Consider the following 12995-nt stretch of genomic DNA (forward strand, 5'->3'; position numbering starts at 1 on the left):
CTCGTTCGCCCCCCTGTGTACGGTACGTGCCCCGGGCGACTTCGCGTCGCTACCCACTCCCTCAGATGAGTGAGTGCTCCGGGGCCGTGATGGGTCAGGCTGGGGGCGTCGGACGGACCGACCCGCCACGCGGCGGAGCACGGAGAAGGGCCTGTCATGAAACGAGTTACTGGAATCCTGGCGGCGGCGGTCGCTGCGGCATTCGTGTTCGCCGGTGCGGCGCCCGCGCTCGCCGCCGGGCCGGAGGATCCGGCCGAGGTGATGCGCGAGCTCGTCGCGCTGAACCCCGGTGCGACCGAGGCGCAGCTGCACGCGGCCGCGGAGGAGGCCGCGCGGGAGAGCGGCCTGAGCACGGAGGAGACGCTCCTGCGGGCCCTCGAGGAGGCGAAAGCCTCGGTCGAGGCCGCGAGCGCCGCGGAAGTCGAGTCCGCGCCGCGCAGCTCGGGCAACAAGACTGTCAGACTGGGCGCAGCGAGGCACGCAGGCGACATCTTTGTCTCGCCATCGGCGACGCTCTTCGTGCAGCACGGCCACACAGGGATTTACCATACAACGACGAGTGTTGTAGATGCTCCGGGGGTCGGGCAGCGGAGCCGAGCGAGTGATGCTCGCTGGTTCAAGGTGGGGCGCGGCGCCGTGAAGCAGTCTGTGTCCGTGAGCACCGCGAAGCGGAACGCCGCGGCGCGCTACGCGTACAACCGGCTGCGCGGGAAGGAGTACAACATGAACTTCGTGTTCAATAAGAGCACCACCGGTGCACAGATGAACTGCTCCCAGCTCGTGTGGGCCGCCTACAAAGCCGGGGCCGGGATCGATCTCGACTCCAACGGCGGTGGGGGCGTCTACCCGTACGACATCAAGCACTCACCGCTGACCCGGACGTACCAGACGCTGTGAGGGCGAGCGCGATGCGGGCCACGGCGGTGGCCGTGCTCCTCGCGGGCGCGCTCGCCCTCTCGGCGTGCAGTGCGGTCGCAGACTGGTTCCGCACGATCGAGATCGTGCCGCACGACGCTGCGGCGCTCGGTGACACGGAGGTCGCGGTCTACCTGAGCGAGCAGTGGCGCGATTTTGACGCGCGCGGCCTCGGCACGGGATACGTCGTGCTCATCGACGGGGACGGGGGCGTCCGCGCGATCCGGACCGCTGGGATGGATGAGGGCCTGCTCCTCTGGACCGAGCGGGGGCTCGCGTTCTCCGATGTCGAGAGCGACTTCCTGCTCGCCGACTCGCTGCGCGTCACCGCCTCCCCGAAGCGGGGCTCGCAGCAGGCGCTCATCTCCGGCCCGGACGACTCGATGATCGGCCTCTACAACGAGGGCTTCACGGAGACGGGCTACCTGGAGCACGCCGTGACGACGACGGACACGGGTGCGATCTCGCGCGAGGTCGAGGGCTACTACCAGGTCACCGGAAGCTGCGACGGCACCCTGTTCGGGCTCGCTGAGCCGATGGGCGAGTACGCCGAGGCCGCCGCCCGGCTCGGTCCGCTCCAGGCTGACGCACAGTACGGCTACCCCACGCTCATGCTGTCGCAGCTGAGCGGCACGAGCGACGGGCGGGAGCGCGTCGTCGACATGGAGGCCGTGAAGGAGTCGAATCAGTGGGGCTCCGACGCGCCGTGCCGCGACGGCGAGCTCGTGTACCTCGCCATCACGTACGACACCGACGGCACGCAGCGGGCGAGCCTTCGGGTGTGGAGCACGCGCACCGGCGAGCAGGTCGAGCGGACCCTCGTGACGCCGGACGGCGAGCCGATCCCGGTCGATGAGTTCGCCGGCTTCGATCTGCGCCCGACCGCCCTGGCGCTGCGGGGCGAGCAGCTCGATTGGCTCGGCGTGGACGGGGTGCTCTCCTCGACGAACCTGGCGACGGGCGTTACGGAGGCGTTGTTCGCGGTCGAGACGTTCGGCCTCACACCCACGTACTACTCGCCGTCACACACCTTCACCGAGGACACGCTCGCGATCCTCACCTGGGAGCCGGAGAACGTGCACTTCGCCGAGTACGACCGGCTCACCGGCGAACTCCTCCGCGAGATGCAGCTGCCCGAAGTGCACGCGATGCTGCACGACGGCTCGCAGGTTATGCGAGGGATGGCGACGCGGCCTCCTCAGGAGTGAGCGATACCCCGGGCCGCAGCTCGCCGGCCTCGATGCGCACGGGCAGGCGGTTCTCGGGCGGAGGGAACGGGCAGGTCGCGCTCGCGGAGTACGCGCACGGCGGGTTCGTGGTCCGCGTGAAGTCGATCCGCACCGTCTCCGGGTCGAGGAGCCGCACATCGACGAAGCGGGCCGAGGGGAACGTGAGATCGGTTCCCGTCGCATCGGCGAAGACGGCGCGGAGATCGCCCGCCTCCGCGGAACCGAAGAGGGTGAGCGCGAGATCCTGCCCCGCGATCGTGAACTCGGCCGTGCCGGGCGACGCATACTCCTGCGTGCGATCGGCGCCGGCGGCGGACGCGACCTCGACGGCCGCACGGGGCGCGGGCACGAAGCGGCCCGTCACAACCCAGGACTCGTCCGCGGGGAACGTCGCCGTGCCCGCATAGCCCGTGCGATCCGTGGAAGCGGGATCCCGGGGCCGCACGATGATGCCGCCGCTGCGCGCCGCGACCTCGATCTGGATCTCGCCCCACGCGAGCGCGGTGCCCGCCGTGCCGCTCAGCGGCCCCAGTTCGACCGTGCCCGAGACGGGGGATCCGCCGCGGGTCACCCCGTCCTCCGCGGCGAGCTCGACCGTGACCAGACCGTCAGCGCCAGCGGACCACGTGCCCGGCAGATCGGGGAGGCGCTGCGGCTCCGCGCCCAGCCAGTGCAGCGCGGTCGCGCTCAGCGGGCCGTACGGCGCGGTGCGCGCCGCCTCGACCTCGGCGTGCCAGGCAGCGTGCGCATCGGTGAACGGGGTCGAATCGTGCTGAGACATGGGGCTCCCTCCGTCAGGTGGTGCGTCCACTCCATCACGTGCGGGTGGGAAACGGGTCAATGTGACCGGAGGTTTCGCTGCGGGCTGCACCGCGGCACAATGGGGCCATGAGTCTTGCGCACCCCGGAACCCTGAGCGGCCGCCTCGTCACGCTCGAGCCGCTCTCGCCCGAGCACCACGACGGCCTCGTCGATGCCGTGCGCGACGGGGAGCTGTGGCACCTCTGGTACACGCTCGTGCCGCAGCCGGAGCAGATGGCCGCGGAGATCCGGCGCCGCCTCGAACTGCAGGAGCAGGGCAGCATGCTGCCCTTCACCGCGCGCCGCACGGACACCGGGCGGATCATCGGGATGACCACCTTCATGAACATCGAGGCGGAGGTGCCGCGCGTCGAGATCGGTTCCACGTGGAACGCCGCGAGCGCGCAGGGCAGCGGGACGAACGCCGAATCGAAGCTGCTGCTGCTCACGCACGCCTTCGAAGTCTGGGAGTGCCCCGCCGTGGAGTTCCGCACCGACTTCCACAACCACCAGTCGCGCGCCGCGATCGCCCGGCTCGGCGCGAAGCAGGATGGCATCCTCCGTGCCCACCGGCGCGCCCCCGGCTATCTGCGCGACACCGTCGTGTTCTCGATCACGCAGCCCGAGTGGCCCGGCGTGCGGCGCGGCCTCGAGCACCGCCTCACCCGCGCCTATGCGCGCCTGAACAGCCCCGACGCGGGCTTGCGGTTGGGGTGATCGCATGAGCAGCGAGCACACGATCGACTGGGAGGCCCTGCGCGCGGCGGCGCTCGCCGCGACCGAGCACTCGTACGCCCCCTACTCCGGCCTCGCCGTCGGGTGCGCGGCGCTCGTCGACGACGGCCGCGTCGTCGTCGGCTGCAACGTCGAGAACGCGAGCTACGGACTCACGCTCTGCGCCGAGTGCACGATGCTCGGCGCGCTCCACCTCGGCGGCGGGGGCCGACTGCGCGCCTTCGTGTGCGTCGACGGCGCGGGCGCCCCGCTCACCCCGTGCGGGCGGTGCCGGCAGCTCCTCTTCGAGGCGGCGGCGCCCGGCATGCTGCTCGCCACGGCGAGCGGGCCGCGCACCATCGACGAACTGCTCCCCGACGCGTTCGGGCCGAGCGCGCTCCCCGCGCGCTGATCCCGCGCGGCCCGCGCTCCGGGGTGGGTATCCCGCCGCTGTCGGAGGCCGGGAGTAGGCTGTCCGGGTGAGTACCGAGCAGGCGAAGCAGACCCCACCGATCCGCCCCTGGGCCGCACTCTGGTCGATGGTGCTCGGCTTCTTCATGATCCTTGTGGACACGACGATCGTGTCGGTCGCGAACCCCTCGATCATGCAGAGCTTCGAGACCACGATGGTCGCGACGCTCTGGGCCACGAGCGCGTACCTCCTCGCCTACGCCGTCCCGCTCCTCATCACGGGACGCCTGGGCGATCGCTTCGGCACGCGCCGCATCTACCTCTCGGGCCTTGCGGTGTTCACGATCTCGTCGCTCGCCTGCGGGCTCGCGCACAGCATCGAGATGCTCATCCTCGCGCGCGTCTTCCAGGGGCTCGGCGCGGCCCTCATGACGCCGCAGACGATGGCCGTCATCACGCGCATCTTCGCGCCGCGCGAGCGCGGATCCGCCATGGCCGTGTGGGGCGTCACCGCGGGTGTCGCCACCCTCGTCGGCCCGATCCTCGGCGGCTTCCTCCTCGATGCCTGGGGCTGGGAGTGGATCTTCTTCATCAACGTGCCCGTCGGCGTGATCGGCTTCGTGCTCGCCCTGCGTTTCGTGCCGAAGCTGCCCACGAACGCGCACCGCTTCGACTGGCTCGGCGTGATCCTGAGCGCGCTCGGCATGTTCCTCCTCGTCTTCGGCATCCAGGAGGGCCAGAGCTACGAGTGGGGCACGATCTGGGGGCCGATCAGCGTCTGGGGGCTCATCATCGCGGGCGTCGTGATCCTCGCGCTCTTCGTGGTGTGGCAGCGCGTGCAGCGCGGTGAACCCCTGATCCCGCTCCAGATCTTCCGCGATAGGAACTTCTCCGTCGGCTCGGCCGCGATCGTGATGGTCGGGTTCAGTATCACCAGCATGAACCTGCCGCTCATGTTCTTCCTGCAGCTCGTCATGGGGCTCACGCCCACGCAGTCGGCGCTGCTCATGATCCCGATGGCCGTGCTCTCGATCGCGCTCGCACGCCCCGTCGGCCTCCTCATCGACCGACGTGACCCCCGCCGCATCCCCGTGATCGGTCTGCTCCTCGTGGGCATCGGCGTGCTCGGCTACGCCCTCCTGCTGAAGCCGGACACCCCGATCCTGCTCTTCCTGGTCCCGAGCGCGATCCTCGGCGTCGGCAACGCCTTCATGTGGGGCCCGCTCTCGTCGATCACCACGTTCAGCCTGGACCCGCGCCTCGCGGGAGCGGGATCCGGTGTCTACAACACCAGCCGCCAGGTGGGCGCCGTGCTCGGTTCCGCCGCGATGGCCGTGCTCATGGAGTCGCGGCTCACCGCGTTGCTCGGTGAGCAAGGCGCATCGCACTCGATGGGTGGCGCCGGGGGACTCACACAGCTTCCCGAGCCCGCACGCGAGGCGTTCAGCCAGGCCATGATGCAGTCGCTCATCATGCCGATGTGCGTCATCCTCGTGGGCGCGTTCATCGCCGTGTTGTTCGGGCCCCGGCCCACGCGCACCGGCGAGGTGCGCGTCGTGGCGGCAGACTAGCCTCCGAGCCCGTGCCGCGGGCTCGCCCACCGCACCCGAAAGGACCCCTCATGATCCTCGCGTTCTCCGTCGCTCCGAGCGGCGTGGGCCCGGCCGGCCCCGCTATGAGCGAGACCGGCTCCGTGTCCGAGGCCGTCGCCGCGGCGATCCGCGTCGTGCGCGCCTCCGGTTTGCCGCACCGCACCTCCTCGATGTTCACCGAGATCGAGGGCGAGTGGGACGAGGTCTTCGACGTCGTGAAGCGCGCGACCGAGGCCGTGCTGCCGTTCGGCTCGCGGGTGTCGCTCGTGATGAAGGCTGACATCCGTCCGGGCTTCGAGGGTGAGCTCGACGGGAAGCTTGAGCGGCTGGAGCGGGCGGTGGAGGGGGCGTAGCCACCCGCCAGCGCCGATGCCCCGGGCCCGGCGTGCCGCGGGCTGCGCCGGGCCCGCGGCCTACGCCTCGGGGGCCACTCGCACGAGCATCTTGCCGGTGTTCGCGCCGCGCATCATGTCAAGGAACGCGTCGACGGTGTGCTCGATTCCGTCCACGATGGTCTCGTCGTAGGCGATGCGGCCCTCCGAGAACCACTCGCTCATGCGCGCCTGGAACTCGGGGGCGAGGTGCCAGTGCGCGCCGATCGTGAAGCCGCGCAGCGTGAGCGCGCGGGTGATGAGGTTCGCCATGTTGTCGGGCCCCACGGGCGCCGCGGCGGAGTTGTAGCTCTCGATCGCGCCGCAGAGCGCCGCGCGCCCGCCGTCCCGGAACGCGTCGAGCGCGGCCTCCAGGTGGCTGCCTCCGACGTTGTCGAAGAACACGTCGATGCCCTCGGGGGCGGCTTCGGCGAGCAGCTCGCGCACGTTGCCGCGCTTGTAGTTGAACGCCGCGTCGTAGCCGTACTTCGAGGTGAGGAGTGCGACTTTCTCGTCGGACCCGGCGGAGCCGATCACGCGCTTCGCGCCCAGGAGCTTCGCGATCTGCCCGGCCGCGGTGCCCACGGCGCCGGCGGCGCCGGAGATGAACACGGTGTCCCCCTCCCGCATGCGCGCGATCTCGGTGAGGCCGACGTAGGCGGTGAGCCCGGTCATCCCGAGCACGTGGAGGTGCAGCGAGAGCGGCACGCCGGGAAGCTCGGGGAGCAGGCGGAAGGTCGCGGCGTCGCCCTGCGCGAGGTCGCTCCAGCCGTGCTGGTGGAGCACGGCGGCGCCGACGGGCAGCTCCGCGACCGTCGAGGCGACGACGCGGCCGACGGCCCCGCCGGTGATGGTCTCGCCCAGCGCGTACGGTGCAACGTAGCTGCGCACATCGTTCATGCGGCCGCGCATGTAGGGGTCGACGGAGACGAACTCGTTGCGCACGCGGACCTCGCCGGGTGCGAGCTCCGGGAGGACCTCGGTGACGGTGCGGAAGTTCTCCGCGCTCGGCCACTCGGCGGGGCGCGAGACGAGCTGGATCTGGGTGCGTGACGGTGCGGTCATGGCGTGCGGGCCTTTCGGTGCGTGACGGTGCGGTGCGGTGCTGTTGTGGGTGGTGGGTCAGAACGCGAGGCTGAGCGCGAGCGCGAGGACGCTGAGCAGCGGGAGCGCGCCCTGCTTGGTGGCGGCGGAGCGCTTGTCGGGGCTGGAGAGCGCGAGCACGAGCGCGGCGGCGAGCATGGATCCGACCCCCGTGAAGACGAGCGTGAGGCCGACCGCGGTGTGGTCGAGCGCGGCGAGCAGCACGCCGAGGAGCGCGGCGATGGCGAGGAACAGGTTGTAGAAGCCCTGGTTGAAGGCGAGCTCGCGGGTGGCGTGCGCCCCCTCCTCGGTGGTGCCGAACACGGCGCGAGCGCGGGCCGAGGTCCACGCGATGGACTCGAGATAGAAGATGAAGACGTGCAGGAGCGCGGCTGCTCCCGCGAGTACCAGTCCGGCGATGAGCATGTGCGAGTCCTCTCGGGGTCGAGCGCCGAGCGTTCCTCCGCGCTATTCCGTAACGATCGTTCCAATATATACTGGAACGACCATTCTGGAAAGGGGCGGTGATGGCGAGGACTCCGAGCTTCGATCGCGCGGCCGTCGTGCGCGCTGCGCGGGCGGTGTTCTGGCGCGACGGCTACGAGTCGGCGGCCGTGCCCCGGTTGGAGGAGGCGACGGGCCTCAGCCGTTCGAGCCTGTACGGCGCGTTCGGCTCGAAGCGGGGCCTCTTCGACGCCGCGGTGCAGAGCTACCTCGACGAGGTGGTGCGTCCGCGGCTCGCCCCGCTCGAGGCGCCCGAGGTCGCGCGCGATGCGCTGCGCGACTACCTCTCCGGGCTGCGCGCGGCGTTCGTGGGCGTCGACGCGAGTGCGCCCACTCCCGGCTGCCTGCTGATCAACACCGCGGCCGGCCCCGTGGGCGCCGATCCCGAGGTGGCGCGGGTCATCGCCGAGTACCGCGCGGAGCTGCACGCGGCGATCCGCCGGGGCGTCGACGCGCGGACGGCGGTCTCTCGCGATCCCGCGCACGCGGCACGATCAGCGCACGCAGCTCACGCAGCGCACACCGATTCCGCCGATTCTGCCGAACAGCTGGCCACCGTGATCGCGGGGCTTGTGGTCTCCGCGTTCGCGCTCGTGCGCGTGGACCCGGCGGCGGCCGTGGCGAGCCTCGACGCGGCGCTGCACGCGATCGACACCGAGCCGGCGGGCAGCGACTCGGCGGGCAGCGACTTGGAGGGCAGCGACTCGGCAGCCACTACCCCGAATCCCGCGGGCGCGCCCAGCGCGCCCGGCGCCCCCGTGCCACACTGGCACCGTGACTGACGCGCGGGGTACGGACAACCGGGGTACGGGCAAGCGGAGTACGGACAAGCGGAGTGCGGACAAGCGGGGTGCTGGCGCAGAGGGTGATGCGCGGGGAGCGCCGGACGCGGCGCGGGATCGACCGGGGCTCGAACTCCGCGCGGGGGCGTCTCGCGCGGTGGTGGACCCCGAGCGCGGTGGGCGCCTCGCCTCGCTCCGTATCGGCGGGGTCGAGATCCTTGGCCGCGGCGTGCCGGGCGGCGGTGCGCCCGAGGCCTGGTTCGACGGATGCTTCCCGATGGCTCCGTTCGCTGGCCGCCTGACGGGCGATCGCGTGACGTACGGCGGGGTGTCGCACGCGCTGCCGCGCCCGTCGGCCGGGGTCGAGGCGGCCCACGGCGTCGTCGACCGTGTCCCCTGGGAGGTGCGCGAGGCCTCGCCGCGGCGCGTGCGGCTGCGCGCCGAGCTGGCCCGGCCGTGGCCTTTCGGGGGCTGGGCCGAGCAGGAGATCGAGCTGCGCGAGACGGGGATCGAGCTCGTTCTGCGCTGCGGCAACGAGGAGCGCGAGATGCCCGTGTCGCTCGGCTATCACCCGTGGTTCGCGCGCGAGGCGGCGGGGGAGCGGGCGCGGCTGCGCTTCGCCCCGGAGGCCCGCTTTGCCCCGCTCGCGCCCGGGCTCTTCGGCGAGCCGGTGCCCGGCCGAACCTCCGCAGACGCCTCCCGCCGAACCGCCGCGGACGCCTCCGGCCGCGCCGCGTCCCCCGATCCCGCCCCGGGGTCTCGCGACGACTCGTTCCTCCATACGGGGGATCCCGAGATCGCGTGGGGCGCCCTGCGGGTGACCCTCGTGTCGTCGAGCGACGTGTGGCACGTGTTCGACGCGCAGGAGCCGGCGTTCTGCGTCGAGCCGCTCACGGCGGCCCCCGACGGCCTCCGGCCGGAGCGGACGCGCATCGTGGGCCCGGGCGCGCCCGCCGAGCTCCGCTTCGGGCTGCGCTGGGACTCGTGATCCCCGGTCAGCGCGCGTGCTATAGCGATGGGGTAAACTGGGCGCTCGGGCTGCGCGTCCTGTGACCCGCCACCCCTGGGATGGTCACCGTTGACCCACGATTGGACCTACATGTCGCTGAGCAATCTGAAGAGTTCGAGCATCTCGGACACGGTGACCACCGAGCTGCGCGAGGCGATCCTCGCCGGCGATTTCGAGCCGGGGGCCCGGCTCGTCGAGCGCCACCTGGCCGAGCAGCTGGGGGTGAGTCACATCCCCGTGCGCGAGGCCCTCGCCCGGCTCACGGAGGAAGGGCTCGTGGAGCGCGAGCCGCGTCGGGGCGCACGCGTCGCCGAGCTCGGCGAGACCGAGCTCGAGGAGGTCTCCAGCCTCCGTTCGGTGCTCGAGCGCTTCGTCGTCGAGCGGGTGCAGGCGCGCTGGCAGCCCGAGCACGAGGCCGAGCTCCGCGCCATCGTCGACCGCATGGCCGAGGCGGCCGCGGCGGGCGACGTCGATCTGCTCTTCACGCAGGACCGGCGCTTCCACGAGGCGCTCTGGACGCTCGCCGAGCACTCGGTCCTCGCCGACATCGCGTCGCAGCTCCGCGGGCGCATCAACAGCTTCCTGAAGGCCGCGAACTCCGCTCTCGCGCGCGACGAGCTCGAACGCCACGTGCAGGCGCACGAGGACCTCATCGCGGCGATCGCGAGCGGCGATCTGGCTCGCGCACAGGACTCGATGACGCAGCACATCGAGGACGCCGTGACCCGCGTCTCGGCGACCGGCCGCGACGACGCGAGCTAGCGTGCGCACCGAGTGGCCCACCGCGGCCGAGGCCGTCGCGGAGGACCTCCCGGGACCCGCCGGGCTGCGGCTCGCGGAGTCTCCGCGCGTCTCCGTGGACGGGCGCACGCTCTGGTTCGTCGACATCTCGGATCGGCGGCTCTGGCGCGCACCGATCGCGCGGCTGCATGATCGCGCCGCCTACGTGTCGCGCGAGCTCCCCGCCGAGCCTGGTTTCGTCGCGCCGGATCCCGCCGCCCCCGAGTCGCCGCTCGTCGGCTTCCCGGACGGGCTCTTCCGCGTCGACTGGGCGACCGGGGAGCGCGAGCTCGTGTGCGCCGTGCCCCCGGCCGAAGCCCCCGTGCGCATCAACGACGGCGCCGTCGCGCCCGACGGGTCCGTGTGGTTCGGCACGATGAACCTCGGCGCGGAGGACGCGCCGGCGGGCACCCTCTTCCGGGTCGCGGCGGGGGGTGGTGCCGCCAGTGCCGAGGCTGCCACCGGAGCCGGTGCCGAGGCCGTGGCGCAGGCCCTCGACGGTCCTGCCGCCTGCTGGAACGGGATCGGCTGGAGCCCCGACGGCGCGGTGGCGTACGCCACGGACACGCTCGGCGGCGAGATCCGCAGCTACACGGCTCAGGGGGAGCCCCTCGGGCGGATCCCGGTGCCCGGGGCGGGCGCCGAGGCCCTGCCCGACGGCCTGCTCGTCGATCGCAGCGGCGCGCTGTGGAGCGCGATCTGGGGCGGGAGCGTCGTGCTGCGGCTCCGCCCGGAATCGGCGCACGCGGTGCGGTGCGTCGGGGCGATCCGGGTCGCGGGCGCCCGGCCGACGGCGCTCGCCGAACTGCCCGACGGCGGGCTCGTGATCACCCGGGCCGCCGACGCGGCGGGGAGCGGGGCGCTCGCGCACGTTCCCGCGGCCGCCGTTGCCCGCCTGCGCGAAGCGGAGGAGTAGCGGAAGGCTCGGGCAGCAGCAGCAGCAGCAGCAGCCGCAGCGGCCGGCAGCGGCCCGGAGCCTCGCGCGGCAGCGGTCCAGAGCCTCGCGCGGCAGCGGCGGGACGCTGCGCGCTCCGGATCCGCCCCCGAGGATCCGGTCGGGCCGGCCGACGCTCACCCCGCGCGATCCCCCCAGGCCCCGCGCGATCCCGCCAGGCCCCGCCTGATCCGGCCCGATCCCGCCGCGCGCGGGAAGATTTCACCCGCTGTTCCGGTCCGCGGATGGACACCGGAGGGCTTATGCTAGATACTATAGCGACGGCATGCAGTTGAGTGCCGGCCATCATCTTGGAGGAACAATGTTGTTGCGAAAGAAGCTTGCGACGGGCGCCCTGGCCCTCGCCACCCTGTTCACCCTGACCTCCTGTGCCGGCACTGGCGGCGGCACGCTCGGGTCGGGCTCAGGCGGGGACGCCCCCGCGGAGATCACCGTCGCGGCTGCGCAGGGGATCCCCCAGCTCAACCCCGCGATCCGCACCTTCGCGTGGGAGGAAGTGCTCTTCCCCCTGCTCTGGAACGGCCTCACGGAGACGAGCGAAAGCGGCGAGATCGAGGGCGATCTGGCCGAGAAGTGGACCGTCAGCGACGACCAGAAGACCTGGACCTTCTCGCTCCGCGACGGCGTCACGTTCTCCAACGGCAAGGCACTCACGGCCGACGACGTCGTCGCCTCGTTCGAGTACTACCTCGCGCCCGAGACCTCCACGCAGGAGAAGACGAAGATCGAGGCGATCACGAGCGTGACCGCCGTCGACGAGCGCACGGTCGAGTTCCAGCTCGACGCCCCCACCGCCACCTTCCCGGCCGGAATCGTGTGGGTCAAGGTGATGGACATGGACGCGCTCGACCAGATCGACAAGAACCCGATCGGCACCGGCCCGTACACCGTGAAGTCGTTCACCCCGGACAACTCCGTCACCCTCGTGCGCAACGACGACTACTTCGGCGATGCGCCCGCGCTCGAGACGATCACGATCGAGAAGGCCGCCGAGTCGACCGCCGCGGTCACCGGGCTGCGCTCGGGCGACATCGACGTGCTCTGGTCGGTGCCCCAGGGCGACGTCGCCCAGTTCGAGGGCGACTCGGCCGTCTCGCTCGTGCGCCCCGAGAACCCGAGCCAGTGGCCGAGCTGGGAGATGGACACCACCTCCGCCCCGTTCAACGACGTGCGCGCCCGCCAGGCGCTCGCCTACGCGATCGACCGCGACGCGATCCTCGAGGCCGCCTACGCGGAGCAGGGGCACCTCGCCCCGACAAACAACGCGCTCGGCGAGAACAACCCCTGGTACGGCGGCGACCTCACCGACTACAGCTACGACCTCGACAAGGCCAAGGAGCTCTTCGCGGCCGCGGGCGTCACGGAGGGCACCACGCTCACCTGGTGGGGCGTCGCCGGGCAGTACCCCGAGTGGAACACGAGCGCCGAGATCCTCCAGGCCAGCCTGAAGGAGATCGGGATCACGCTGAAGATCGAGAACAACGACATCGGCACCTGGGTCGAGAAGTTCTACCCCGCGGGGAAGAGCTACCCGGCGACGATCGTGCCGAACTTCCAGTCGACGCCGCCGGAGCCGGCGTACTCGCTGAACTTCTACCGCGAGGGCCGCTGCGAGTGCAACTGGGCGAACCCCGACTTCGAGAGCGCCTTCGACGCGGCCGTCGGCGAGCCCGACGAGGCGGCGCGCAAGACCAAGTGGGGTGAGGTGCAGACCATCATCAACCGCGAGGTGCCGCTCATCGTTCCGATCCAGGCCACCGTGGTGACCGCGACCGACAGCGCGCTCGGCGGGGTCTGGGTCGAGGGCGGCGGCCAGCTCCACCTCGAGAACGCCAGCTTCAAGGGATAA

The 12995-nt window shown here is 71.8% G+C and carries 14 protein-coding genes; 11 read left to right on the forward strand and 3 right to left on the reverse strand.

Annotated elements, in window-relative coordinates; all coding sequences use genetic code 11:
• The first annotated feature begins 156 nt into the window (after window positions 1-156).
• Window positions 157-897, forward strand: a complete 741-nt coding sequence (locus U874_RS0100140) for a hypothetical protein (protein WP_157834189.1) — start codon at window positions 157-159, stop codon at window positions 895-897.
• Between the two features lie 11 nt (window positions 898-908).
• Window positions 909-2123, forward strand: a complete 1215-nt coding sequence (locus tag U874_RS0100145) for a hypothetical protein (protein WP_025132521.1) — start codon at window positions 909-911, stop codon at window positions 2121-2123.
• On the opposite strand, the gene U874_RS0100150 is transcribed toward U874_RS0100145, so the two are convergent.
• Window positions 2086-2925 (reverse strand): DUF1684 domain-containing protein, encoded by an 840-nt coding sequence (locus tag U874_RS0100150; protein ID WP_025132522.1) that lies wholly within the window; start codon window positions 2923-2925, stop codon window positions 2086-2088. The genes U874_RS0100145 and U874_RS0100150 overlap by 38 nt on opposite strands.
• A gap of 107 nt (window positions 2926-3032) precedes the next feature.
• On the opposite strand from U874_RS0100150, the gene U874_RS0100155 reads away from it, so the two are divergent.
• The 4 genes from U874_RS0100155 to U874_RS0100170 all read left to right on the forward strand — a co-directional run bounded on the left by U874_RS0100155 (window position 3033) and on the right by U874_RS0100170 (window position 6015).
• Window positions 3033-3662: a GNAT family N-acetyltransferase gene (locus U874_RS0100155; protein WP_025132523.1), complete on the forward strand. Its 630-nt coding sequence runs from the start codon at window positions 3033-3035 to the stop codon at window positions 3660-3662.
• Between the two features lie 4 nt (window positions 3663-3666).
• Window positions 3667-4071, forward strand: a complete 405-nt coding sequence (locus U874_RS0100160) for a cytidine deaminase (protein ID WP_025132524.1) — start codon at window positions 3667-3669, stop codon at window positions 4069-4071.
• A gap of 127 nt (window positions 4072-4198) precedes the next feature.
• A complete protein-coding gene (locus U874_RS0100165; RefSeq protein WP_051582733.1) occupies window positions 4199-5641 on the forward strand; it encodes a DHA2 family efflux MFS transporter permease subunit in 1443 nt (480 codons plus the stop codon).
• Between the two features lie 50 nt (window positions 5642-5691).
• Window positions 5692-6015 carry a thiamine-binding protein gene (locus U874_RS0100170; RefSeq protein WP_025132526.1) on the forward strand — a complete coding sequence of 108 codons (324 nt, stop codon included), beginning with the start codon at window positions 5692-5694 and terminating at the stop codon, window positions 6013-6015.
• Window positions 6016-6075: 60 nt separating this feature from the next.
• Here U874_RS0100170 and U874_RS0100175 read toward each other — a convergent pair whose 3' ends face one another.
• Together U874_RS0100175 and U874_RS0100180 are read right to left on the reverse strand one after the other, a co-directional pair.
• Window positions 6076-7098 carry an NADP-dependent oxidoreductase gene (locus tag U874_RS0100175; RefSeq protein WP_025132527.1) on the reverse strand — a complete coding sequence of 341 codons (1023 nt, stop codon included), beginning with the start codon at window positions 7096-7098 and terminating at the stop codon, window positions 6076-6078.
• Window positions 7099-7155: 57 nt separating this feature from the next.
• On the reverse strand, window positions 7156-7542 hold the full coding sequence (locus U874_RS0100180; protein WP_025132528.1) for a DUF1304 domain-containing protein: 387 nt from the start codon (window positions 7540-7542) through the stop codon (window positions 7156-7158).
• Window positions 7543-7643: 101 nt separating this feature from the next.
• On the opposite strand from U874_RS0100180, the gene U874_RS0100185 reads away from it, so the two are divergent.
• The 5 genes from U874_RS0100185 to U874_RS0100205 all read left to right on the forward strand — a co-directional run bounded on the left by U874_RS0100185 (window position 7644) and on the right by U874_RS0100205 (window position 12995).
• The gene (locus U874_RS0100185) at window positions 7644-8402 is read left to right on the forward strand and encodes a TetR/AcrR family transcriptional regulator (RefSeq protein ID WP_025132529.1); all 759 of its coding nucleotides are present in this window, start codon (window positions 7644-7646) and stop codon (window positions 8400-8402) included.
• On the forward strand, window positions 8395-9390 hold the full coding sequence (locus U874_RS14935; protein WP_198525793.1) for a hypothetical protein: 996 nt from the start codon (window positions 8395-8397) through the stop codon (window positions 9388-9390). Before U874_RS0100185 ends, U874_RS14935 begins: the two co-directional genes overlap by 8 nt.
• Before the next feature lie 111 nt (window positions 9391-9501).
• A complete protein-coding gene (locus U874_RS0100195; RefSeq protein ID WP_115651467.1) occupies window positions 9502-10173 on the forward strand; it encodes a GntR family transcriptional regulator in 672 nt (223 codons plus the stop codon).
• A gap of 1 nt (window position 10174) precedes the next feature.
• The gene (locus U874_RS0100200) at window positions 10175-11107 is read left to right on the forward strand and encodes an SMP-30/gluconolactonase/LRE family protein (protein WP_025132532.1); all 933 of its coding nucleotides are present in this window, start codon (window positions 10175-10177) and stop codon (window positions 11105-11107) included.
• Between the two features lie 346 nt (window positions 11108-11453).
• Window positions 11454-12995, forward strand: coding sequence for an ABC transporter substrate-binding protein (locus U874_RS0100205; RefSeq protein WP_025132533.1), 1542 nt, complete (start codon window positions 11454-11456; stop codon window positions 12993-12995).

This window comes from Leucobacter sp. PH1c (assembly GCF_000633415.1).
Lineage (GTDB): Bacteria > Actinomycetota > Actinomycetes > Actinomycetales > Microbacteriaceae > Leucobacter.

Coding starts and splice junctions, on each gene's coding strand:
- U874_RS0100140 (WP_157834189.1), top strand. CDS start 157: ATGAAACGAGTTACTGGAATCCTGGCGGCGGCGGTCGCTGCGGCATTC.
- U874_RS0100145 (WP_025132521.1), top strand. CDS start 909: ATGCGGGCCACGGCGGTGGCCGTGCTCCTCGCGGGCGCGCTCGCCCTC.
- U874_RS0100150 (WP_025132522.1), bottom strand. CDS start 2,925: ATGTCTCAGCACGATTCGACCCCGTTCACCGATGCGCACGCTGCCTGG.
- U874_RS0100155 (WP_025132523.1), top strand. CDS start 3,033: ATGAGTCTTGCGCACCCCGGAACCCTGAGCGGCCGCCTCGTCACGCTC.
- U874_RS0100160 (WP_025132524.1), top strand. CDS start 3,667: ATGAGCAGCGAGCACACGATCGACTGGGAGGCCCTGCGCGCGGCGGCG.
- U874_RS0100165 (WP_051582733.1), top strand. CDS start 4,199: ATGGTGCTCGGCTTCTTCATGATCCTTGTGGACACGACGATCGTGTCG.
- U874_RS0100170 (WP_025132526.1), top strand. CDS start 5,692: ATGATCCTCGCGTTCTCCGTCGCTCCGAGCGGCGTGGGCCCGGCCGGC.
- U874_RS0100175 (WP_025132527.1), bottom strand. CDS start 7,098: ATGACCGCACCGTCACGCACCCAGATCCAGCTCGTCTCGCGCCCCGCC.
- U874_RS0100180 (WP_025132528.1), bottom strand. CDS start 7,542: ATGCTCATCGCCGGACTGGTACTCGCGGGAGCAGCCGCGCTCCTGCAC.
- U874_RS0100185 (WP_025132529.1), top strand. CDS start 7,644: ATGGCGAGGACTCCGAGCTTCGATCGCGCGGCCGTCGTGCGCGCTGCG.
- U874_RS0100195 (WP_115651467.1), top strand. CDS start 9,502: ATGTCGCTGAGCAATCTGAAGAGTTCGAGCATCTCGGACACGGTGACC.